This is a genomic window from Tumebacillus flagellatus (genome assembly GCF_000714935.1).
In the GTDB taxonomy this organism is placed as follows: Bacteria; Bacillota; Bacilli; order Tumebacillales; family Tumebacillaceae; genus Tumebacillus; species Tumebacillus flagellatus.
In genome coordinates this window covers 1-21874 of record NZ_JMIR01000037.1, presented here as the reverse complement: position 1 = coordinate 21874, position 21874 = coordinate 1, and the positions used below count along the sequence as shown (strand labels likewise).

Below are 21874 nucleotides of genomic sequence, written 5' to 3'. Positions count from 1 at the left end.
CTCACAGAACCCCCTCGCGGCGCGTGGCGCTGATCAGAACCGCCAAGCCCACTTTCACCATATAATAGAGCGATTTGATCGGGGTGATCGAGGAGGAGCCCGCTTGGCGCTCGCTCATCTCCACCGCCACTTCCTGGAATTTCAACCCGCTGTTGGCGATGTGCACGAGCACTTCGACTTCCGGGTAATCCACCGGATAGTAGTTCGCAAACATCGCGATGACGTTGCGGTCGGCCGCTCGAAAGCCCGAGGTCGGGTCTTTGCAGATCTGGCCGGTCACCCACTTGATCAAGTTGGAGAAGATGACCATGCCGACGCGGCGCGCTGCCGACGATTTGTACGCGGTCTTCTCCACCCAACGGGAGCCGACCGTGAAGTTCACGTCGCCGCGCAGGATTGGCTCGATCACCTTCGGAATGTCATACGGGTTGTGCTGACCGTCGGCGTCGATTTGCAACGCGATGTCATACCCGTTTTTGTAAGCATAGAGATACCCGGTTTGCATCGCGCCTCCGATGCCGAGGTTGAACGGCAAGTCGATGACCGCCGTCGCCCCCGCCGCGCGCGCCACGTCCACGGTGTTGTCGCGCGACCCGTCGTTGATGACGACGACGTCGATGTCGCGGGAGACCGCTTGGATGCGCTGGATGACGTTTGCGATGCTGCCTTCTTCGTTGTAGGCCGGGATGATCACGAGAACTTTTGCGTGCAGGTTCATGAATTCCTCGCCTTTTCTACTAGATTGGACCGATTCCACGACGATACCATATCTTAGTATGACCGATGTGCGCCAAAACTACAACCTGCGGTTTGCTTGAATTTGGAAGACACGCACAGGCGTCGGCTTTTTTTCATATACGTATAAAAAACTTCGAACCTGTTATACTGGATTGATAGTAGTCGCAATGTTTGGAGAGGAGGATGGCGCGGATGGAAGAACGGAACACCGCAAACAGCGGGGGCACGTGCATCGTGTGCTCGCAGCAGAAGGACTTGGGGATTCGCATCTTTCAGTCGTTCCTCTGCACGGAATGCGAACGGGAAATTGTGCAGACCGACGTGCTGGACGAAAAGTACCCGTATTACATCGACCGAATGAAACAGATCTGGATGTCAGCGATCTCGTAAGGGGTCGCTGATTTTTTTCATAAAGTTGCAACGATTTCCCGCTATCTTTATGACCTGCGAGTCAGTAGAATAGAGCGGGGAAGGGGTTGAGTTTTTGAAGAAGCTGACATGGTTCTCCATGAAGAATGCAGGTTTGATCTTCCTGGTGATTTTGCTGATTTTCGGCGGAGGTTTGTACGCCGTCAAGACGATGAAGATGGAACAGTTGCCGAACGTCGACATTCCGTATCTCTCCGCCACCGCCGTGTATCCGGGCGCGACGCCGGAGCAGGTGCTCGAAGACGTCGCCAAACCGATGGAAACGCAGCTGGCAAACGTCAGCGGCGTGAAAAACCTCTACGTCACGTCGATGGCGAACGCCGCGTCTGTGACGATGGAGTTTGACATGTCGAAGTCGATGGACGACGCGGAGAAGGACGTCAATTCGGCGCTTGGCCGCGTCAAGTTCCCGGACGGCGTGACCAAACCGGAAGTCGCCAAGCAAGGCCCGACCAGCGAGGCGATCTACACGTTTGCCGTCGACGGGGGCGGGGCGGATCAATCGACCGTCCAGCAATACATTGAACAAACCTTGCAACCGTCGCTGCAAGCGGTGGACGGTGTTTCCAAAGTCGAAGTCGACGGTTCGGCGGACAAGCATTTGTACGTCAAAGTCGACCCGGACAAGCTCAAGGAACACAACTTGACGCTCGACAAAGTCAAGCAAGCGTTGCTCGCCAACAACGTCAGCGCGCCGACCGGCTCGGTGACGATCGACGGCAAATCGATGAACGTGCAAGTCGGCAAGCAACTGACTTCGATCGACGATGTGAAGAACGTCAACTTGATTCTCGTCGAGCAGAACATGAGCGGCATGACCGACGCCTTCAAATCGATCGGCGACGGGATGAGCCAATTGGGCTCCGCTGTGGGCACGATGGGGCAAGGCATGGGCGGACTCGCGCAAGGGCAGGCGCTGATGCAGCAGGAAATTCAGATCATGGGCGGGATCAACCAGATTTCCGCGCAGATGCTCCAAGACCAAGCCGCGTTGCAAAAAGCGGCTGCGGAGTCTCCGAGCGACGTTCCGGCTTTGCAGCAGAAGATCGCCGCCGAACAAGCGAAGATCACGGAGCTGCAAGGCAACCTCACCAAGATCCAAGACGCGCTGAAAGCGTCCGGCGAGTCCTCGCAGAAGTTGATGGAGGGCATGAAGAGCTCCGGCGGCACGAAAACCGCCGCGCCGAGCACCGACTCCGCGAAAGCAAGCGTTACGCTCAGCTCGTTGAAGCTGTCCGACATCGCCGATGTGACGTATGGAGTCGGCGACCAAGGCAGCTACACCCGACTGAACGGCAAACCGGCGGTCGTCGTCGGCATCGACCCGTCCATCGGGGCGAACACCGTCGACGTGGTCAAGGGCGTGCAAGACAAGCTGCACTCGATCACGCTGCCGGACGGGTACACGTTGACCACCCTGCGTGACAGCTCCGTTGAAGTGAAAAAATCGGTGGACTCGATGCTGCGCGAGGCGATTTTCGGCGCGCTGCTGGCGGCGCTCGTCACGCTGTTGTTCTTGCGCAACCTGCGCTCGACGATTGTGGCGCTGCTCTCGATTCCGCTGTCGATCCTCGTGACGATGATGGTCATGAAGTACATGGACTATTCGCTGAACATGATGACGCTCGCCGGCGTTGCCGTGGCGGTGGGACGCGTCGTCGACGATTCCATCGTCGTCATCGAGAACATCTACCGCCGCATTCAGACGGCAAGCAAGGAAGAGCGCAACGCCGGCCTCGTGCTGCAAGCGACCGGCGAAGTGTCGTCGGCGATCACCTCTTCGACGGTGACGACGATCGCCGTGTTCGGCCCGCTGGCGTTCGTGCCGGGCATCGTAGGTAAGTTTTTTGCTCCGTTTGCGTGGTCGGTCGTCATCGCGCTGGCGTTCTCGCTGTTGATCGCGGTGACGGTCGTTCCGCTGATGTCGCGCCTCTTCCTGCTCAACTTGAAACCGATTGAGCACAAGGAAGGCGCGATGCAGCGCGGCTACCGCAAGCTGCTGCACTGGTCGCTCGGGCATAAGACGCTGATCATCGTGATCTGCCTCGCGCTGTTGGGCGGCACGGGATGGCTCAGCACCCAGATTCCGAAAAACTTCTTCCCGCAGGAGAAGACGGTCAACTACAGCTACACCGCCGATCTCCCGGTCGGCTCTGCGCTTACGGCGACGAACAAAGTCGCGTTGCAAATGGAGCAGATCGTACAAGGCACCGGAGCGGTCGACAACTACAACACGACCGTGCGCCCGGGCTCTGTGCGCGTGCGCGCGACGCTCAAGGACGGGGCGGACGGCAGCGCGTTTGAAGCGACGCTGCGGGAAAAAACCAAAGCGGCGAACAACTTTGGTGACGGCGTGAGCACGGCGATCGCCGGAAGCGGCGGCATCACCGGGGGCGGCGGCTTGTTCCTCGTCATCAACGGCCCGGACCTCGACACGATCAAGAAAGCGTCCGTGCAGATGAAACAAGCGGTGGAGAAAGTGCCGAACGTCGCCGATGTCAAAACCAACCTCGAAGGCGGCCGTCCGCAAGTGTCGATCACGGTGGATGACGCCAAAGCGGCACAGAAGGGCATCAACCCGGCGATGATCATGGGCGCGGTGCGCGACATGCTCTCCGGCTCTTCGGTCACGAACGTCACGCTGGACGGCAAGACGACCGATTTGAACTTGAGTTTGAAGACGGACGACTTGAACACGACCGATAAGATCGCCGAGCAGCTGTTGACGAACATGGCGGGCGAGCAAGTGAAGATCGGCGACGTCGCCAAAGTCGAGCAGAAAGTCGGCGCGTCTTCGATTCAGCGCCTGAACCAGCAGGAGTACGTCTCGATCTCCGGCAAGTTCACCGACTCGAACTCGTCCGGTGTGCAGAAGAACGTCGAGACGGAACTGGCGAAACTGTCGCTTCCGGCAGGCGTGACGTATTACTTTGAAGGCGAGTCGAAAGCGATGGCGGACGGCTTCACCAACATGGCGCTGGCGATCGGCGTTTCGATCGCGCTGGTGTACATGGTGATGATCGTGGCGTTTGGCGAGATGCTGGCGCCGCTGGCGATTCTGTTCTCGCTGCCGTTCATCTTCGTGGGTTCGATGGCGGGGTTGTACTTGACGAACGAGTCGCTCGGGATGCCGGCGATGGTCGGGATTCTGATGCTGATCGGGATCGTCGTCACGAACGCCATCGTGTTGATCGACCGCGTGATGCAGAATCGCGCGAAGGGGCTGAACACGCACGACGCGCTGCTCGAAGCGGGCGTGACGCGGATTCGCCCGATCTTGATGACGGCGGTGGCGACCATCGGGGCGCTGGTGCCGCTGGCGATCTCCAGCGACGGCGGCATCATCTCCCGCTCGCTCGCCATCGTCGTCATCTCCGGCCTGACCACATCCACGCTGCTGACCCTGATCGTCGTGCCGATTGCGTACACGATCTTGGACAACATCCGCTATGCGCTGTTTGGCAAGCGCAAGGAGAAGGCACAGGCACAAGTCGCAGAAGCATAAGAAAAAAAGAGACTCCCGCGCGGGGGTCTCTTTTTGTATGGGTCGGTGGTTTTAGCTCTTGATCTGTGCCAGCACCGACTTCTTCACTTCAAAGCGGCAGGTCTTCTTCGGGTCGACGACTTGGCAGATTTGCAGGTTGCCGGCGATCGACATGAGTTCGATGGCTTCGTGCTTTTGCAAGCCCGCTTCGATTTCGAGGTAGTGCACCATGTTCTGCGTGGCGAGCGTCGCCGCGTCGTCGAGCAGCGGTTGCGAGCCGATCGCATACACCGCATCGGCGGTTTCCGCCATCGGGAGTTTCCACGACTTGCCCTTGAGCACGGAGAGTTGCACCGTCACTTCGCCCGCGATCTCCACGCCGCAGACCGCGACTTCGCCGTCACCCATCGCGGCGTGCAGGTCGCCCAACGCAAACAGGGCACCCGGCACGTTGACCGGGAGATAGAGCGTGGTGCCTTCGGTGATGATCTTGCAGTCCATGTTCCCGCCGTGCGCGTCCGGCGTGCCGCAGGAGACGGGATCGCCCGCCGGAGCGGTGCCGATGACGCCGATCATCGGGTTGAGCGGAACTTTCACTTTTTCCGAAAAAACGACCCGGCCGTCCTCAATTGGCAGCAGGCGAATCGAGACTTCCTTCAAATCGTCTCCGATCACGCCAAGCCCCGGTCCGGTCAGCATGACGCCGCGGTCGGCGAGGTGGATGCGCTGGATTTGCACGGCGAGGATGTCGCCGACTTCCGCTCCTTCGATGTAGACCGGACCTGTCGCCGGGTTGATGCGGTCCCAATCCAATTCTTCAAACGGCGTGTCCACCGCCGTGATCTGGTTTTCGAAGCAATCGCAGGTTTCGAAGACGACGGTCGCGCCGTCTTCCACCGTGAGGACGGGAGCATGTTCCTTGGACATGGCATAGATCATGTGGTCTTTGCTCACTCGATACATCTCGTTCTCCTCCTAGACTTGCTGGTATAGTTATGCAAATCATAATGCAATTCCGTCAATTCGTCAAAAAAAGACCCAACCCGCAGCGAGTGCAGGTTGGGTCTCGTCGTTTGAAGGCAAATGGGTCAATTAACGGCCTCTGCGACCGCGACCGCCGCCTGTCGGTTGCGGGGGACGGCCACCCGAGCGTCCGCCTCTGCCTCCGGAGTTGCGGGAGCGGTCTGCGCCGCTTCCATAGGGAGACTGAAGCTCCGTCGTGTTCTCTCGCCCGCCGCGTTGTGTGTCGCGAGAGTTGTCACGATCATCAAAGCGTCCGCCACGGGCTGGTTGGAAGTTGCCAGCGCGTCCGGTATTGCGATCATCGGAGCGCCCGTCACGCGGTTTCCCGCGTTCGTCGAAACGACCGCCACGAGAGTTGTCACGATCGTCAAAGCGACCGCCACGGGCTTGTTGGGAGTTGCCGCCACGCCCGGTATTGCGATCGTCGGAGCGACCTCCGCGCGGTTTCTCGCGTTCATCGAAACGACCGCCACGAGAGTTGTCACGATCATCAAAGCGTCCGCCACGGGTTTGTTGGGAGTTGCCACCACGCCCGGCGTTGCGGTCGCCGGAACGTCCATCACGCGGCTTCTCCCGCTCTCCCGCACGTCCGCCGCGCGGTTTGTTGCGGTCGCCGTACCCGCCGCCGCCAGCGCGCTTCGGCCCGCGATCTCGTTCCGAACCGCCGCCTCCGCGCCCGCCGAACTCGCGGCCTTCGCCGCCGCGCTTCGGCAGGGTCACTTGCTTGTGCAGGTTGCTTTGAATCCCCGCCTCGATCATCCGCAGGAACTCTCGATCCCTCGGCGCGACAAACGTCACCGCAACCCCGCGCTGCCCCGCGCGACCCGTCCGGCCGATGCGGTGAATGTAGCTCTCCACATCATGCGGAATGTCGTAGTTGAAGACGTGCGTCACACCTTCCACGTCCAACCCCCGTGCTGCCACATCGGTCGCGATCAGCAACTGAATCTTGGCATCCCGGAACCGCTTCATCACCTGCTCGCGTTTCGCTTGTGACAAGTCGCCATGCAGCTCGTCCGCCTCAAACCCTTCTGCCGCCAATTCTTCCGTGAGCTTCTTCGCCCGGCGTTTCGTCCGGCAGAAGATCACCGCCAAGTACGGGTTGTACTTCCGAATCGACGCGATCAACGCCTCCGACTTCTCGCGGTCGGTCGTCTCGATCACCACTTGCTCTATCTCATCGAGCGTCACGCGCTTGCTCTTCACCTGCACGTTCACCGGCTGGTTCATATACCGCTTCGCCAAGTCTTGCACGTTCTTCGGCATCGTCGCCGAGAACAGCATCATCTGCCGGTCGGCCGGCGCGTGATCCATGATCTGCTGCACCTCATTCAAAAACCCGATGTGCAGCATCTGATCCGCTTCGTCCAACACCAGCATCCGAAGCTTGCTGAGATCGACCGTCCCGCGCCGCAGATGATCGAGCAGTCGCCCAGGCGTCGCGATGATCAAGTGAATCGCCCCGCGCAGCTTGTGCACCTGCGCGTCCACGTCCTGCCCTCCGTACGCCGCCAACACACGGGCGCCGACAGCCGACGCCAGCTTTTTCACTTCGTCGGTAATCTGCAACGCCAACTCCCGCGTCGGCGTGACCACGAGCGCTTGCACATGATCCGCTTCCACATCCAACGTCTCCAAGATCGGCAACAGAAACGCCAGCGTCTTGCCCGTCCCCGTCTGCGCCTGCGCGATCACATCTTGACCGCGCAACAGCGCCGGGATGCTCTGCTCCTGCACGGGGGTCGGTTCAAACACCCCGTTTCGCTGCAACAAATTCAACAATTCCGGTCGTACACCCAAGTGGGCAAAAGTCGTCATTCCATCGTCCTCCACAAGCTAGGTTTTGCCTCTATTCTTTCCCGAAAAAAACAATCTCCTCCGCCCGCTTCACATCTGCAAAGCGAGTCATGATGTCGGAGTGATGGTCGATGATCTGTTGCGCCGTCAGCCACTCGTTGTCCCACGTGCTGTGCCCGTCCGCCACGAACGTCAGATCATACCCCTGCGAAAACGCCCGCCGCACCGTCGTGTCCACGCAGAACTCGGTCTGCATGCCGCCGATCACCAGATGCGTCACGCCGCGCTTTTGCAACTCCTCTTCCAACACCGTTTGAAAAAACGAATCCGGCCGCCGCTTCTCCACCACCAAGTCACCCGGTTGCGGTGCAATGCCCGGATGGATTTTCCACTCCGGCTTTCCGAGTTCCAGCAAGTGACCCGGCCCGCCATTATGCTGCACATAGATCACGTCCACACCGGCTTCCCGTGCGCGATGGATCAGTTTTTGCAGAACTGCAATCACTCGATCCCCTTGATACACCGGCGGGTCGATCCGAAACATCCCGTGTTGCACATCGACGATCAACAAAGCTTGTTTCACCGTGCATCTCTCCTCTCATGCTCTCCACTATGCCTGAGAAGGGAGATGCTGACAAGAGTGAAACGGTCATGATAGGATGATAGCCAAACGATTTCTTTCCACAGAAGGAGTTCACGGCATGATCGACGTGCAAAATCTCAGCAAACAATACCAAATCGCCAAGCGTGACCCCGGTCTCGCCGGTGCGGTCAAAAGTTTGTTTTCCCGCAAGTACGAAACCAAGCAAGCGGTGCAGGACATCTCGTTTCAGATTCAAAAAGGGGAGATGGTCGGCTATATCGGCGCCAACGGAGCAGGCAAGTCCACGACGATCAAAATGCTCTCCGGCATCCTCACTCCGTCCTCCGGCGTCGTCCGTGTCAACGGCATCGTTCCATATGAAAACCGCCGCCGCAACGCCTCGCAGATCGGAGCGGTGTTCGGGCAGCGCACGCAGTTGTTCTGGGACATTCCGATCCGCGAGTCGTATCACTTGCTCAAACACATCTATCAGGTGCCGGAAACGGAGTTCCAGCAGCGCCTCGAAATGTTCACCGACGTGCTCGACCTCGGGCCGTTGCTCGGCATCCCCGTCCGCCAGATGTCACTCGGGCAGAAGATGCGCGCCGAGCTTGCCGCCGCTTTTCTGCATAATCCGGCGGTGGTCTTCCTCGACGAGCCGACGATCGGCCTCGACGTCGCTGTTAAGGACCGCATCCGCGCGTTCATCCGCGAGATGAACCGCCAGCAGGAGACGACGGTGATCTTGACGACGCACGACATGCAAGACATCGAGGAAATCTGCAACCGCATCATCATTATCGACGGCGGCAAGATCCTCTACGACGGTGCCCTCCAAGCGATCAAGGAACGCTTTGGCGACAAGCGCACCATCCATTTCGACCTTGAAAAAAACGACGGGTTCACGATCCCGTACGCCCTCGCCACCCGCGTGGAACAAGTGGTCAGCCATCGGGAAGCGGCGGGAAAAAGCAACAGCATTTCGCTCTCCTTCAACAACGCAGAGATCACAGCGGCGGAAGTGATCTCCGAAATGATGCAAGCGTACACCATCCGCGACCTCACCATTGACGAAGTTCACATCGAACAAATCGTCAAAGACATCTACGAGCGGGGGCTGTGATATGATCCGAGCGTATTATGAAATCGCCAAGTCGCAAGTCAAACTCGACTTTGCGTACGGGGCGTGGTTTTGGTCGTCGATGGTGAGTTCGATTTTGCAGATGCTGGTGCTGTTTTATTTTTGGCGGGCGGTGTATGCGAACGGGCCGAGCGAGTTGCACGGGTACAAGCTGGACGACATGATCACGTATATGGTCGTCGCGTCGATGATCGGCGGCTACACCAACGGCGCGGGCGGCAAATTGGCAGAAGACATTCGCGGGGGATTGGTCGCCATCGAATTGATGCGACCCTACGACCAATTGAGTAAATTAGTAGCGCTCGATTTGGGCGGGAAGTTCGGTTATTTCCTGAGAAATACTGTTCCGATCTTGGTGCTGGCATTCCTCTTCTTCCATATTAATCTGCCGCCTTCATGGGGAGCGGCGGCGATGTTTCCCCTCAGTACGGCACTCGGCGTGCTGATCGGCGCACAATTTGATCTGCTGGTGGGGATCATGGCGTTTTACACGGTCAACATATGGGGCTTGCGCGTGTTGCGCGATGCCGTGTTGCTTTTTTTCACGGGGCAGTTGGTGCCGGTGATGTTGTTCCCGGAGTGGTTGCAGAGCGTGAATCGATTCTTGCCGTTTCAGTCGATGGTGTATGTGCCGGTCTCGATCTATACGGGCGCGTTGCGCGGGGCTGAGGCGTGGGTGCAAGTGGGCATTCAAGCCGCTTGGTTGCTCGGTGTGTTTTTGTTGGTGCGCTGGACGTGGTCGCGTGCGATGCGGAAAGTGACGATCTTCGGTGGATGACGGAGAGGGGGGAGAGCGTTGAGGACGTTGATGCGGTATCTGCGGTTGTACGGGCATTTTTTTACGGCGCAGTTGAAAGTGATGATGGAGTATCGGTTGGATTTTCTGGTCGGCGTGTTTTCGGTGGTGTTGATTCAGTTTACGTCGGTGTTTTTTGTGAAAGTGGTGTTTGACCAGATTCAGTCGTTGAACGGGTGGTCGTTTTACGAGGTGCTGTTCATCTACGGGATTGCCTCGACGGGGCGGTCGATCCACCATATCTTCTTCGACAACTTGTGGACGATCGGGTGGCAGTACATTCGCAACGGAGAGTTTGATCGGTTTTTGATTCGGCCGGTGAATCCGCTGTTTCATGTGATTGCCAACCGCGTGCAGCAGGATGGGTTCGGGCAATTGGCGATCGGGTTGATTTTGCTGCTGACGGCGATTTCGCACTTGAGCATCGTGTGGACGGTGGGAAAAGTCTTGCTGTTGATCGTGATGATCCTCTCAAGCGGCGCGGTGTTTGTGGCGGTGAATTTGTTTTTTGCGACGTTGTCGTTTTGGATGGTGGATTCGCTGCCGATCGTCGTGGGGGTGTTTCAAGTGGCGGAGTTTGCCCGGTATCCGCTGACGATCTTCTCGAAGGAAATTCGCGGGCTACTGACGTGGGTGATCCCGTACGGGTTCACGGCGTTCTACCCGGCGAGTGCGTTTATCGAGCATTCCGGCTATCAAAGCGTGGCGCTGCTGACCCCCGTCGTGGCGGTCGTCTCCTGCTGGATCGCGTACTGGTTCTGGGGGAAGGGGCTAAGGGCGTATACGAGTACGGGGAGTTAAGATTCGTTCGTTTGCGGCAAAATAGCGGCAATGATATAATGAAAATAGAAAAAGGGGGAATGAATGTGTTCACACCGCGTTATTCAATCACGGACAAAATGGCGCAACATCTCATGGACATTCAACGAGCGAGCGTGATCGTTGATTATCTTCCACTTCCCCCGTCGGTCTTGAAGAAACTCCAGAAACAATCCAGAGAATCAACGGTCTTGCTCTCGACGAAGATCGAGGGCAACCGTTTGGATGAACGGGCGAAGCGGCAGGCGCTGTACGCGCAAAGCGAGGAAGGGTTGGAGCAAGAGGTCTTCAATCTCATGAAAGCCATCGAGTTTCTTGAACAAGCGGAGCACCGGCAACTACCGATCACAGAGGAATTGATCAAGCAGTTGCATGCGGTGATCCAAGTGGTTCACGGGGGGAGACGCCCTAAATTCAGTGAATACCGACAGGCTCAGAATGTCGTAGGAAATCGTAATCAAAGCGGGTACTACATGCCTCCTGAATACCAAGACGTCCCTACCTTGATGGAAGACTTGGTGGCTTGGGTCAACTCGCCGAACAGCATGCAAATCCCGGCCCCGATCAAGGCGGGTATTTTTATGTATCAGTTTTTGACCATTCACCCCTATATGGATGGCAATGGTCGAACAGCCCGTATGTTTGCTACGTATCTTTTGAGAAAAGCCGGTCTGGGTTTGAAAGGTCTGTTTGTGTTAGAGACGTTTTACGACCGCAATCTTACCGGATATTACGAAAGTTTGCAGATGGATTTGCACCATAACTACTACTTCGGTCGAAACGACGCTGATTTGACGCGGTGGTTGGAGTTCTTCATCGAAGGGGCGGCGACTGTTTTTTCAGAGGTTGCAGATGAGGTGCGTCAACTGAGTTATGAGTATATCTCGGTGGAACCTGAGCTGATTCGGGGTCTCGATCCACAACAACGAATGGTGTTTGCTCAATTGGCTTTTAAGCGCGTTTCTTTGTCGACCACGGATATCCGACGGTTATTAGACCTTTCAGAACGTACCATTCGTGACAAGGTTAAAAAGTGGATTGCTGAAGGCTTTTTAGTCCCCCGTGATGAAGATGCGCAGAGGATTCGTTCCGTGACTTTAGCAGAAAAGTATCGGAAGTTGGCGGAAGAGATGGAGCAGGATCTTGATAGATACCGATATTTATTACAATGAAAAAAGAGTGCATCTGCCAAGGCGGCGGATGCACTCTTTTTTCTATAGTCAGACGCAGGCTTACTTCACGTCTTTGTAGTTGCGGTAGCGGCGGCGAGCGACGCCGGTTTCGTAGGCGGCTTCGATGACCGCGAGGCGGACGGCTTCGACGACTTTCTTATTGAAGACGGACGGGATGACGTATTGCTCCGAGAGCTCGTCTTCGCTTACGACAGACGCAATCGCGTTCGCCGCTGCGAGTTTCATCGCTTCGTTGATGTCGGAAGCACGGCAGTCCAGAGCGCCCTTGAAGATGCCCGGGAAGCAGAGCAGGTTGTTGATCTGGTTCGGATAGTCGGAACGGCCGGTCGCCATGACGCGCACGTACGGTGCCGCCACTTCCGGGTCGATTTCCGGGTTCGGGTTCGCCATCGCAAACACGATCGGGTCTTTCGCCATCTTCTGCAGATGCTCCACTTTCAAAACGCCCGGGCCCGAGACCCCGATGAACACGTCAGCACCGGTGATCGCGTCGTCAAGCGAACCTTGGACGTTCTCCGGGTTGGTGTTTTCCGCGTACCATTGCCACATCTTGTTCTCGTACTGCTCATGGCGCGAGATGATCCCGGCGCGGTCGACGCCGACGATGTTCTTGACGCCTGCAAGCGACAGCATCTTGGTGATCGCGATGCCCGCCGCGCCGATGCCGACGACGCAGATCTTCAGGTCGGCGAGGTTCTTCTCGACCAGTTTGCACGCGTTCATCAGACCTGCGAGCAGGACGACGGCGGTGCCGTGTTGGTCGTCGTGGAACACCGGGATGTCGAGTTCCGCTTTCAGGCGGGCTTCGATCTCAAAGCAGCGCGGAGACGAGATGTCTTCCAAGTTGATCCCGCCAAACGCCGGCGCGATCGCTTTGACGTGCGCGATGATCTCTTCGGTGTCCTTGGTGTCGAGGCAGATCGGGAACGCGTCGACGTTGGCGAACTGCTTGAACAGCATCGCTTTGCCTTCCATGACCGGCATCGCGCCGTACGGGCCGATGTCGCCGAGGCCGAGGACCGCGGTGCCGTCCGAAACGACAGCGACGGTGTTTTTCTTGATCGTCAGTTTGAACGCTTGTTTCGGGTCTGCTGCGATCGTGCGGCAGATGTCCGCCACGTGCGGGGTGTAGACGCGGGACAGTTCATCGCGGTTGCGGACCGCGATCTTCGAACGCATCTCGATCTTGCCGCCCAAGTGCATCAGGTAGGTGCGGTCGGAAACGTTGATGACTTTGATGCCGTCTTCCGCGTTCAGACGCTCCTGAATGCGGTTTCCGTGTTCGCGGTCGAACACGCTGACGTTGATGTCGCGGATGACGGTGTCTTTGTCCACGTGCACGACGTCGACGCCGATGATGTCCCCGTTTTCTTGACCGATATGGTGGGCAACGAGGCCGAAGATGTGCGAGCTGTTCTTAAGTTCAAGCCGGTAGATCAGCGAAAGACCGGCTGTCCGTTCTTGTGCCATAAATGAAATCCTCCTAGTGAACCGAAAAATATAAAATCTATTGTAGCACTCTTGCTAGAGAATCAATAGACTCGGTAGGCAAATTTTTATGAACAAAATCCCCCAACTTGTTTGCCGCAAAGCCCCCAGACTATAATAGGAAAAAGGATTCACAGCTTCAGGGAGCGAACTACATAACGCAAGGGGATCGATTTTTGTCATGGGTGTCTCTACTATTCCCATCTTGGAAGCAATCCTCTCTCACTTGCAGAACAACCCCGGCAGCTACCATGTACCGGGGCATAAAATGGGCCGGGGATTGCACGGAGCTCTGGGCGCTTGGCTAACGCATGCAGGACGCCTCGACCTCACGGAGATCCCGGGACTTGACGATCTGCATGCGCCGGAAGCGGCGATCCGCGAAGCGCAGAGCTTGGCGGCGCACGCGTTTGGCGCAGAGGAAACGTATTTTTTGGTAAACGGCAGTACGGCAGGGAATCTGGCGATGATCTTGACCGCGGTTCGACCGGGGGAGAAGATCCTCGTGCCCCGCAATTTGCATAAGTCGGTGTTGAACGGACTCGTGCTGGCACAAGCACAGCCCGTTTTTTATCAACCGGAAGTGTTGGAGGCGTTTGGGATCGCCTCGGGCGTGCGGGTGGAAACCGTGCGCGCGGCGGTGCAGAAACATCCCGATGCGCGGGCGCTGTTGATTGTCAGCCCCACGTATCACGGGATTTGCTCCGATCTGGAAGAGATCGCATACGTTGTGCACGAGGCGGGGATGATGCTCCTCGTCGACGAAGCGCACGGCGCGCACTTTGCGTTTCATGAAAGCCTGCCGCCGACGGCGATGGCGTCCGGCGCTGACATGGCGGTGCAGAGCACGCACAAGACGTTGGGCGCGCTGACGCAAGCATCGATGCTTCACGTCCAAGGCCCGCGCGTCAACCGCGCACGGCTTCGCAAACGGCTGCAACTCGTCCAGAGCACCTCTCCCTCGTATCTCTTGCTGGCGTCGCTCGATGTCGCCAGGCACCAGATGCAGACGGAGGGGCAGGCGATGCTCTCGAAAGCTCTCCAGGCAGTACAAACGGGCGCGGCGCAGCTTCAAGCGTCGCCGTACCTGAAATTGTTGCAAGAAACGCCTGACGGTTTTCGCGTCGACCCTTTAAAATGGACGATCGGAGTGACCGGGCTTCGCAAAAGCGGGACAGAGGTCTACGAGACGCTGCACCGCGAACACCATCTCACGCTCGAACTCTCCGATCCGCACAATCTGCTCGCCGTCTTCACGTACGCAGACCGCGAACGGCAGGTGGAGCGGCTGGTCAAAGCGCTGCTGGCGCTGGAACCTGCGGAAGGAGAGGCGGCGGAGTCTCCGCCAAGCGAGGGAAATTTCGCGTGGTTGGAGCTTCAAGCGAAATTCCTTCCGCATGAAGCGTTTGAGATGGACATGGAACGTGTACCCTTAACAGGTGCGGCCGGGTGCTGTGCAGGCGAGATGGTCATCCCGTATCCGCCGGGCATCCCGTTGATTGTGCCCGGGGAAGTATGGACGGACGAGTTGATCGCGCACATCCAATCCCTCCGCGAAGCCGGCGTCCGGTTCCAAGGTGTGGAGGACAGCCGGATGTCGGAAGTACAGGTTCTGTCCCAACAGCAGAAGGGAGTCTAGCAAGCAGTGGGTCTTTTTATCACACTTGAGGGCCCGGACGGCAGCGGCAAATCCACGCAGATTCGCCGCTTGTCCGAACTCGTCGGCCGTTTGGAAATAGAAGTGCAAACCACTCGGGAACCGGGCGGCACCCCGATCTCCGACCAGATTCGGTCGATGCTGCTCAACCCCGAAAACCACGCGATGACCGCCAAGACGGAGATGCTGCTCTACGCGGCGTCGCGTGCCCAACATGTTGCGGAAGTGATCCGCCCGGCGCTTGCAGCGGGCCGCGTGATCCTCTGCGACCGATACATCGACGCGAGCCTCGCCTACCAAGCGACGGGGCTCGGCCTCTCCTTGGAGGAAGTCCGGCATATCAACTCCATCGCCACCGACGGCCTCTGGCCGACCCGCACGTATATGATCGACGTGCCCTGCGAAATCGGGTTGGAGCGGGCGTTCGCCTCGCGCGGCAAATCGCTCGACCGCATTGAACAGCGCGATCTGGAGTATCACCGTCGCGTGCGCGATCAGTTTTTGCAGATTGCCAAGGAAGAGCCGAACCGCATCGTGATCATCGACGGCACGCAACCTGTGGAAGCGGTGACCGAAGCGATCTGGCAAGATCTCCGTCAGCACTTGCGAAGGAGCGGTTGAGGATGAAAATCGGAGGCAACTCCAGGCCGTTCGTGGACACGCTCGGCCTGCGCGATGACAAAGCGACGGGAGACGTCCGCTCTCCCGCGTTTCAAGACCTGTTTCAACAGGCGAACCAGAAAATGACCAAGGCCGAACTCGACAACCTCATGCGTCAAATCGACGACATGGGGAAACTGCTCGCCAAGTCGATGTCGTGGAAGTCGCTTCAGGACTACAAGGAACGCGTCCGCCGCTTCCTCGAACACGTGGTGAAGGGCGGTTTTTCGTCCAAGGAAAAGCAGGGCTTTGACAAGCGCGGACGCATGCGTCTGTACAAAATCATCTCTCAAATCGACGACTTGATGGCGGAACTCGCCGAGAAAGTCGTGGCGGATGAGAAGGACCACCTCGAAATCCTCGACAAGATCGGGGACATTCGCGGGCTGCTGCTGAACTTATATTATTAGGAAGAAATACTGTTACGTAGGAATTCTACCAGAAAGAGGAGGGGTCGCGATGACCTGGCCCGTACCGGGACCCGCGGCTGACATGCTGGCCCGGAGTTTGCAGACCGGGCGCTTGGCGCACGCGTATCTGTTTGTTGGACCGGAGGGGTCCGGGCAAGCGGAGACCGCGAACCACTTGGCCATGTCGATCCTCTGCCAAGGCGAAGGCGAGAAGCCCTGCGGGGTTTGCTTTCAATGCCGGCTGTTTCAGTCCGGCAACCACCCGGATGTGATCGTGATCGAGCCCGACGGCAACGCCATCAAGATCGCGCAAGTCCGGGAGTTGCAAAAAGCGTTCTCCAGGAAGTCGATGGAGACCGCCACCAAAGTCTACATCGTCCATCAGGCGGACCGGATGACGGTGGAAGCGGCAAACGCCTTGCTGAAATTCCTCGAAGAGCCGACGACGCCCGTCGTGGCGATCCTCTTGGCAGAATCGAAATCGAAGTTGTTGCCGACCGTGATTTCGCGGTGCCAACTGATTCCGTTTGACCGTCTGCCGGTCGGGCACACGCAGGAATTGTTGCAGAGAGAGGGACTTTCTGCCTCGCGGGCGAAATTTCTTGCCCATTTCAAGCAAAGTTTTGGGGCGGCGAAGGAATTTGCCAGCGGGGAGAGATTTGCGGAAGTCTTGTCGCTAATGGTACAATTGAGTGAGGAACTTGCAACACGCAGAGGGAATCCCCTCTTTACGATACAGGAGAAAGTGATCAAGCCAAGTTGGACGTCCGGCGAGATCGATGATTTGCTGGAGGCTCTCGCGTGGTGGTATCGCGATGTCTTGCACGTACGCCTAGGACTTGAAACAGCCGTGGCAGCAGATGGACAACTAGACAAATACCGCTCCCAGGCAGCGCAGTATCGCACGGATCAACTCGTCGGGATGATCGACACGATCCTCTCGACCAAAAAACGCTTGCAAGGCAATGCCAACGTACAATTGACGCTTGAGCAGATGATCTTGCGGCTGCAGGGGGTTTAGAATCGCATGTTCGCCGTCGTCGGAATCCGTTTTAAAAAAGCGGGTAAGATCTACTACTTCGACCCGGCCGACCTCCCCATCGAGAAGGGACACTTTGCAATCGTGGAAACCGCGCGCGGCGTGGAATACGGAGAAGTGGTCATCGGTAAGAAGATGGTCTCCGAAGGAGACGTGGTGTTGCCGCTGAAGCGGGTCCTGCGCGTAGCAGACGCCCGCGACGCCCAACAGGTGGAAGAGAACAAGGTCGCCGCGAAGAAGGCGTTTCATATTTGCCAACAGAAGATCATCGACCATAAGATGGAAATGAAGCTGGTCGATGTCGAGTATACGTTTGATCGCAACAAGATCATTTTTTACTTTACAGCGGACGGTCGCGTGGACTTCCGGGAACTCGTGAAGGACCTCGCCTCGGTCTTCCGCACGCGCATCGAGCTGCGCCAAATCGGCGTGCGCGATGAAGCCAAACTGCTCGGCGGCATCGGTCCGTGCGGGCGCATCCTCTGCTGTTCCTCGTGGCTGGGCGATTTCGACCCGGTCTCGATCCGCATGGCGAAAGACCAGAATCTCTCGCTGAATCCGGCGAAGATCTCCGGGCTGTGCGGCCGCTTGATGTGCTGTCTGAAGTTTGAGACGGACAGCTACGAAGAGGCGGAGAGCAGCAAAGTCGAAGTGGCCGCTGGTGGCAAGCCGCACGGCAAGGGCAAGCAACAGCGGGAGAATACCGATCACTAGACTTTTTTGCGAGCGGGGTGAGCGCGTGTGGACAAACAGGCCGTTTTTGCTCAAGTTGCCAACGTAGAGGAACGCATCGGCGAACTCTACCGGGAACTGGGCTCGCTGAAACAGAAGATCGTCGAGCTGTTGGAGGAAAACCAGAAGCTCACGATGGAGAACGAAAACCTGCGGAAGCGGTTAGACAAAACCACCAAGTCCGGGGAACCCGCTCCCGTGCTGGGCGAAGGGTACGACAACCTCGCGCGGCTGTACCAAGAGGGGTTTCACATCTGCAACCTGCACTACGGCAGTCTGCGAACCGAAGGGGATTGCCTGTTCTGCCTCTCGTTTTTGCACAAATAGTTCCGCAAATCGTTTCAAACGAAAACCCTCGTTCCAATGCCGAACGAGGGTTTTTTTTGCTGTTGGAGATTATGGATCTTCTTGCAAGTGATACGTGACGGCGGTGTGGGCGTTACTTGCGCGTGTTTGACAAGGATATTCGCATATGCTTATATAGTGATGAGGTGATGACATGGAGTTTGAAGTTCTGGAGGAGTGCTACAAAGCATTCGCAGACAAAACGAGATTGCGCATTCTCGCCTTGTTGAAAACGGAAGAGCTGTGCGTCTGCGAGTTGGTTGAAATTCTGCAGATGACGCAGCCGGCCGTCTCGCAACATTTGAAAAAACTCAAGACCGCCAAACTGGTCAAAGAACGCAGAGAAGGCCAGTGGGTCTTCTACTCGTTGGACGGTTCGCTCTATCCCTTCCTGGAAGCGAACTTGCAAGCCATGCCGGATTTGAGCAACAAGATCGAAGAGCTCAAGCAGAACGGACTCAAAGTTTGCTGCAGGTAAGCGTGATTTTTTGCAAAAGGAGTGTTTCAGCGACATGTCCTCCATGGCATGGGTAGCGGTCGCCGTTTTCGTTCTTACTTTGGTCGGTGTTATCTGGCAGCCGAAGGGGTTGTCCATCGGCTGGTCTGCATCAGGCGGTGCGCTTCTGGCTCTGCTGTGCGGCGTCGTGACGCTTGATGACGTGTGGACAGTGACCGGGATCGTTTGGAACGCGACGCTTGCGTTCGTTGCGATCATCTTGATTTCCTTGCTGTTGGACGAGATCGGGTTCTTCGAATGGTCGGCGCTTCATATCGCGCGGCTGGCGAAGGGCAACGGACGTCGGATGTTTGTGTACGTCGTGCTGCTCGGCGCAGCAGTCGCCGCACTGTTTGCAAACGACGGGGCGGCGCTGATTTTGACCCCGATCGTTCTGGCGCAGGTCCGCGCTTTGAAACTGCCGGATCGGATGATACTTCCGTTCATTCTCGCCTCCGGGTTCATCGCGGACACGACTTCGCTGCCGCTGGTGGTCAGCAACTTGGTCAACATCGTGTCGGCGGACTACTTTGGTATTGGTTTTTTGGAATATGCAGGCAGGATGATCGTTCCGAACTTGTTCTCTCTGGGAGCGAGTTTGCTCGTTTTGTACCTGTTCTTCCGACGGGACATTCCGAAAACGTATGACTTGGCCGAACTCAAACAGCCGCGCGAAGCCATCAAGGACATCCGGCTGTTTCGCATGTCGTGGGTCATTTTGGGTATCTTGTTGGCAGGCTACTTATTGAACGAATGGCTCAACATCCGTGTCTCGATTGCGGCGGGAGTTGCGGCTTTGGTTTTCTTGTTCGCGTCTTGGCAGTCGAAACGAATTGAGACTTGGCGAGTGGTGAGAGAAGCCCCTTGGACCATTGTGGTTTTTTCCATCGGGATGTATGTCGTCGTCTATGGACTTCGCAACGTCGGGTTGACCGATCTGTTGGGTTTGCTTATCCAAAAAGCGGCAGACCAAGGGGTGTTTGCAGCGTCGCTGGGGATGGGCTTCCTATCCGCCGTTCTGTCCTCGATCATGAACAACTTGCCGAGCGTCATGATCGGCGCCCTCGCGATCCAAGGAACGACCGCTACGGGAGTTGTGCAAGAATCGCTGGTGTATGCCAACGTCATTGGATGCGATTTGGGCCCGAAGATCACGCCGATCGGGTCGCTGGCGACTTTGCTTTGGCTTCATGTCCTCTCTCACAAGGGAGTCGTGATCACATGGGGCCGGTACTTTCGAAACGGGATTGTGTTCACGATCCCGACGCTCTTCCTCACACTCGTCGGGTTGTATCTGTGGCTCAGCCTCATTCACTAAAAAAGGAAGGATGAAACCCATGACGACATTCCGCATGCACGTCGCCATCAACGTGACCGATCTGGAAGCAACTCTAGCGTTTTACCGCGCGATGTTTGGCGAGGAACCAACCAAGGTCAGAGAGAACTACGCAAAGTTTGAGTTGAACAACCCGCCGCTTCATTTTTCCATGAACGTTCGCCCTTATGAATCGAACGGCGTTCTGAACCATCTGGGCTTCCAAGTGGAGAATACGGAAGCCGTCCTCGCGATGAAGCAACGCTTCCAAGAAGCCGGTCTCGTCCCGATCGACGAAATGAACACGACCTGCTGTTATGCCGTGCAAGATAAAATCTGGGTGCACGACCCGGCAGGCAACGCGTGGGAAGTGTTCTATACCCGGGAAGACTCCGAATTTGAATCGGCGGGAGAGGCGGCGGTACCGGACGTCTGTTGCCCAACGGCCCCCGTCGAACTGATCAACCTCGACTAACGGAGGGATTTCTTCTCATGACGGACAACAAAAAAATCATCTACTTCCTCTGCACAGGCAACTCCTGCCGCAGTCAGATGGCAGAAGGCTTTGGGAAAAAACACCTCGGCGACCGCTACGACGTCTACAGCGCGGGAATTGAAGCGCACGGCTTGAACCCGAACGCCGTCAAAGCGATGGCGGAGAAGGGGATCGACATCTCCAAGCAAACGTCCGACCTCCTCAACGCCGAGCTTTTGAACCAAGCGGATCATGTGATCACACTGTGCGGCGACGCCAACGACAAGTGCCCGGTGACCCCGCCGCACGTCAAGCGCGCCCATTGGGGCTTCGACGATCCGGCAAAAGCAACCGGCACCGACGAGGAGAAATGGGCGGTGTTTCAACGCGTGCGCGATGACATCGAAGCGCGCATCCGGCGATTTGCAGAGCAAGGCGAATAAGCAACAGCGACCCTTTTCGTTTTCGAGAAGGGTCGTTTTTTTGTACAAAAGCAGGCGGTACTCCTGTTATACATGCCCTGACAAGCCGGAGCGACGATGCATAGTCTGTAGGGACAAGAGGAAAGGGGGGAATCTCATGTACGGACAATTTGGCGGCTACACTCGTTGGGCAGTCGTGTTTCTGATCATCTTCGTTCTGTTCATCCTGCTCGTTCCGGGCTACGGCGGCGCCGGCTACTAATGGAAGACCGAATGAAGAGGAGTGGGGAAGCCGAGGAAGCGGGAGAGCCCCACTCCCATCAAGTTTTTCTCCTTTCATGGGACGGACGCGCTGTGCATGTCCACCACTTTTCCGGTACGACTTCATTTGATGTCGGTTATCGGCATCGGGATGCCGGCACGACAGAGCCTGCTCCGAGCGGAGTGCCTCATACTCACCGGTATGCAACCAGCACCACATTCGATGACGGGCACAGACACCACCTGCACGGAACCACAGGACCTGCCATTCCTCTGCCAGGTGGAGGGCACTATCATTTCTTTGAAGGTGTCACAACTGGTAACGGCCGCATTCCACATACCCATCACTATCGCGGCAAAACGGGTGGAGAAGTGTAAAGAACACACACAAAAACGGCAACCCGCTGGGGGTGCCGTTTTTTGTTTTTTAAAGAAAGACGGGACCTTTGCAAAGCAACTGTCGACATTCTGTAGGAACGTTGCCGTCAGAGGTCAAAGGGAATTTCTCCATGTTCGATGTGAAACAGCTCTTGGAGCATTCTGGATATATCGTGTTGTTTGGATCGTTGTT

At 57.1% G+C, this 21874-nt stretch carries 21 protein-coding genes and 1 pseudogene; 17 read left to right on the top strand and 5 right to left on the bottom strand.

The window, feature by feature from the left end; all coding sequences use genetic code 11:
* Position 1 precedes the first annotated feature (1 nt).
* Entirely contained in the window at positions 2–718 is a 717-nt protein-coding gene (locus EL26_RS19465) for a glycosyltransferase family 2 protein (protein WP_038093009.1), read from the bottom strand.
* Positions 719–930: 212 nt separating this feature from the next.
* On the opposite strand from EL26_RS19465, the gene EL26_RS19460 reads away from it, so the two are divergent.
* Both EL26_RS19460 and EL26_RS19455 read left to right on the top strand, forming a co-directional pair.
* Positions 931–1128, top strand: coding sequence for a sigma factor G inhibitor Gin (locus EL26_RS19460; protein ID WP_052036603.1), 198 nt, complete (start codon positions 931–933; stop codon positions 1126–1128).
* A gap of 94 nt (positions 1129–1222) precedes the next feature.
* Positions 1223–4672 (top strand): efflux RND transporter permease subunit, encoded by a 3450-nt coding sequence (locus tag EL26_RS19455; protein ID WP_238546154.1) that lies wholly within the window; start codon positions 1223–1225, stop codon positions 4670–4672.
* Positions 4673–4723: 51 nt separating this feature from the next.
* Here the strand turns inward: EL26_RS19455 and EL26_RS19450 are convergent, their stop codons facing one another.
* From EL26_RS19450 to EL26_RS19440, 3 genes are all read right to left on the bottom strand, one after another.
* Entirely contained in the window at positions 4724–5614 is an 891-nt protein-coding gene (locus tag EL26_RS19450; protein ID WP_038093000.1) for an acetamidase/formamidase family protein, read from the bottom strand.
* A 129-nt stretch (positions 5615–5743) separates the two neighbouring features.
* Complete coding sequence (locus EL26_RS19445; protein WP_038092995.1) at positions 5744–7492, bottom strand: DEAD/DEAH box helicase; 1749 nt, start codon at positions 7490–7492, stop codon at positions 5744–5746.
* Positions 7493–7523: 31 nt separating this feature from the next.
* Complete coding sequence (locus tag EL26_RS19440; RefSeq protein ID WP_038092991.1) at positions 7524–8054, bottom strand: cysteine hydrolase family protein; 531 nt, start codon at positions 8052–8054, stop codon at positions 7524–7526.
* A 118-nt stretch (positions 8055–8172) separates the two neighbouring features.
* On the opposite strand from EL26_RS19440, the gene EL26_RS19435 reads away from it, so the two are divergent.
* The 4 genes from EL26_RS19435 to EL26_RS19420 all read left to right on the top strand — a co-directional run bounded on the left by EL26_RS19435 (position 8173) and on the right by EL26_RS19420 (position 11982).
* Positions 8173–9177: an ABC transporter ATP-binding protein gene (locus EL26_RS19435; protein WP_038092988.1), complete on the top strand. Its 1005-nt coding sequence runs from the start codon at positions 8173–8175 to the stop codon at positions 9175–9177.
* A 1-nt stretch (position 9178) separates the two neighbouring features.
* Complete coding sequence (locus EL26_RS19430) at positions 9179–9973, top strand: ABC transporter permease (protein ID WP_052036602.1); 795 nt, start codon at positions 9179–9181, stop codon at positions 9971–9973.
* 18 nt (positions 9974–9991) lie between these two features.
* Entirely contained in the window at positions 9992–10792 is an 801-nt protein-coding gene (locus tag EL26_RS19425; RefSeq protein WP_238546153.1) for an ABC transporter permease, read from the top strand.
* Between the two features lie 65 nt (positions 10793–10857).
* Entirely contained in the window at positions 10858–11982 is a 1125-nt protein-coding gene (locus EL26_RS19420; protein ID WP_038092986.1) for a Fic family protein, read from the top strand.
* Between the two features lie 60 nt (positions 11983–12042).
* Here the strand turns inward: EL26_RS19420 and EL26_RS19415 are convergent, their stop codons facing one another.
* Positions 12043–13473, bottom strand: a complete 1431-nt coding sequence (locus tag EL26_RS19415) for an NAD-dependent malic enzyme (protein WP_038092985.1) — start codon at positions 13471–13473, stop codon at positions 12043–12045.
* A gap of 199 nt (positions 13474–13672) precedes the next feature.
* Between EL26_RS19415 and EL26_RS19410 the strand changes: the two genes are divergently transcribed.
* The 11 genes and pseudogenes from EL26_RS19410 to EL26_RS24715 all read left to right on the top strand — a co-directional run bounded on the left by EL26_RS19410 (position 13673) and on the right by EL26_RS24715 (position 21681).
* Positions 13673–15130 (top strand): aminotransferase class I/II-fold pyridoxal phosphate-dependent enzyme, encoded by a 1458-nt coding sequence (locus tag EL26_RS19410; protein WP_038092983.1) that lies wholly within the window; start codon positions 13673–13675, stop codon positions 15128–15130.
* Positions 15131–15136: 6 nt separating this feature from the next.
* Positions 15137–15769: a dTMP kinase gene (tmk, locus tag EL26_RS19405; RefSeq protein ID WP_038092978.1), complete on the top strand. Its 633-nt coding sequence runs from the start codon at positions 15137–15139 to the stop codon at positions 15767–15769.
* 2 nt (positions 15770–15771) lie between these two features.
* Positions 15772–16218: a YaaR family protein gene (locus EL26_RS19400; RefSeq protein ID WP_052036601.1), complete on the top strand. Its 447-nt coding sequence runs from the start codon at positions 15772–15774 to the stop codon at positions 16216–16218.
* A 49-nt stretch (positions 16219–16267) separates the two neighbouring features.
* Entirely contained in the window at positions 16268–17239 is a 972-nt protein-coding gene (gene holB, locus EL26_RS19395) for a DNA polymerase III subunit delta' (RefSeq protein WP_038092975.1), read from the top strand.
* A 6-nt stretch (positions 17240–17245) separates the two neighbouring features.
* Positions 17246–17944: pseudogene (locus EL26_RS19390) on the top strand (PSP1 domain-containing protein); the annotation flags it as partial.
* Positions 17945–17998: 54 nt separating this feature from the next.
* Positions 17999–18316, top strand: coding sequence for a DNA replication initiation control protein YabA (gene yabA / locus EL26_RS19385; RefSeq protein ID WP_038092973.1), 318 nt, complete (start codon positions 17999–18001; stop codon positions 18314–18316).
* Between the two features lie 172 nt (positions 18317–18488).
* Positions 18489–18812 carry an ArsR/SmtB family transcription factor gene (locus tag EL26_RS19380; RefSeq protein ID WP_038092971.1) on the top strand — a complete coding sequence of 108 codons (324 nt, stop codon included), beginning with the start codon at positions 18489–18491 and terminating at the stop codon, positions 18810–18812.
* A gap of 43 nt (positions 18813–18855) precedes the next feature.
* The gene (locus EL26_RS19375) at positions 18856–20148 is read left to right on the top strand and encodes an arsenic transporter (RefSeq protein WP_038093149.1); all 1293 of its coding nucleotides are present in this window, start codon (positions 18856–18858) and stop codon (positions 20146–20148) included.
* 19 nt (positions 20149–20167) lie between these two features.
* Positions 20168–20620: an ArsI/CadI family heavy metal resistance metalloenzyme gene (locus tag EL26_RS19370; RefSeq protein WP_038092968.1), complete on the top strand. Its 453-nt coding sequence runs from the start codon at positions 20168–20170 to the stop codon at positions 20618–20620.
* Between the two features lie 17 nt (positions 20621–20637).
* Positions 20638–21063: an arsenate reductase (thioredoxin) gene (gene arsC / locus EL26_RS19365; RefSeq protein WP_038092966.1), complete on the top strand. Its 426-nt coding sequence runs from the start codon at positions 20638–20640 to the stop codon at positions 21061–21063.
* A gap of 252 nt (positions 21064–21315) precedes the next feature.
* A complete protein-coding gene (locus EL26_RS24715; protein WP_420802076.1) occupies positions 21316–21681 on the top strand; it encodes a YmaF family protein in 366 nt (121 codons plus the stop codon).
* Positions 21682–21874: the final 193 nt, after the last annotated feature.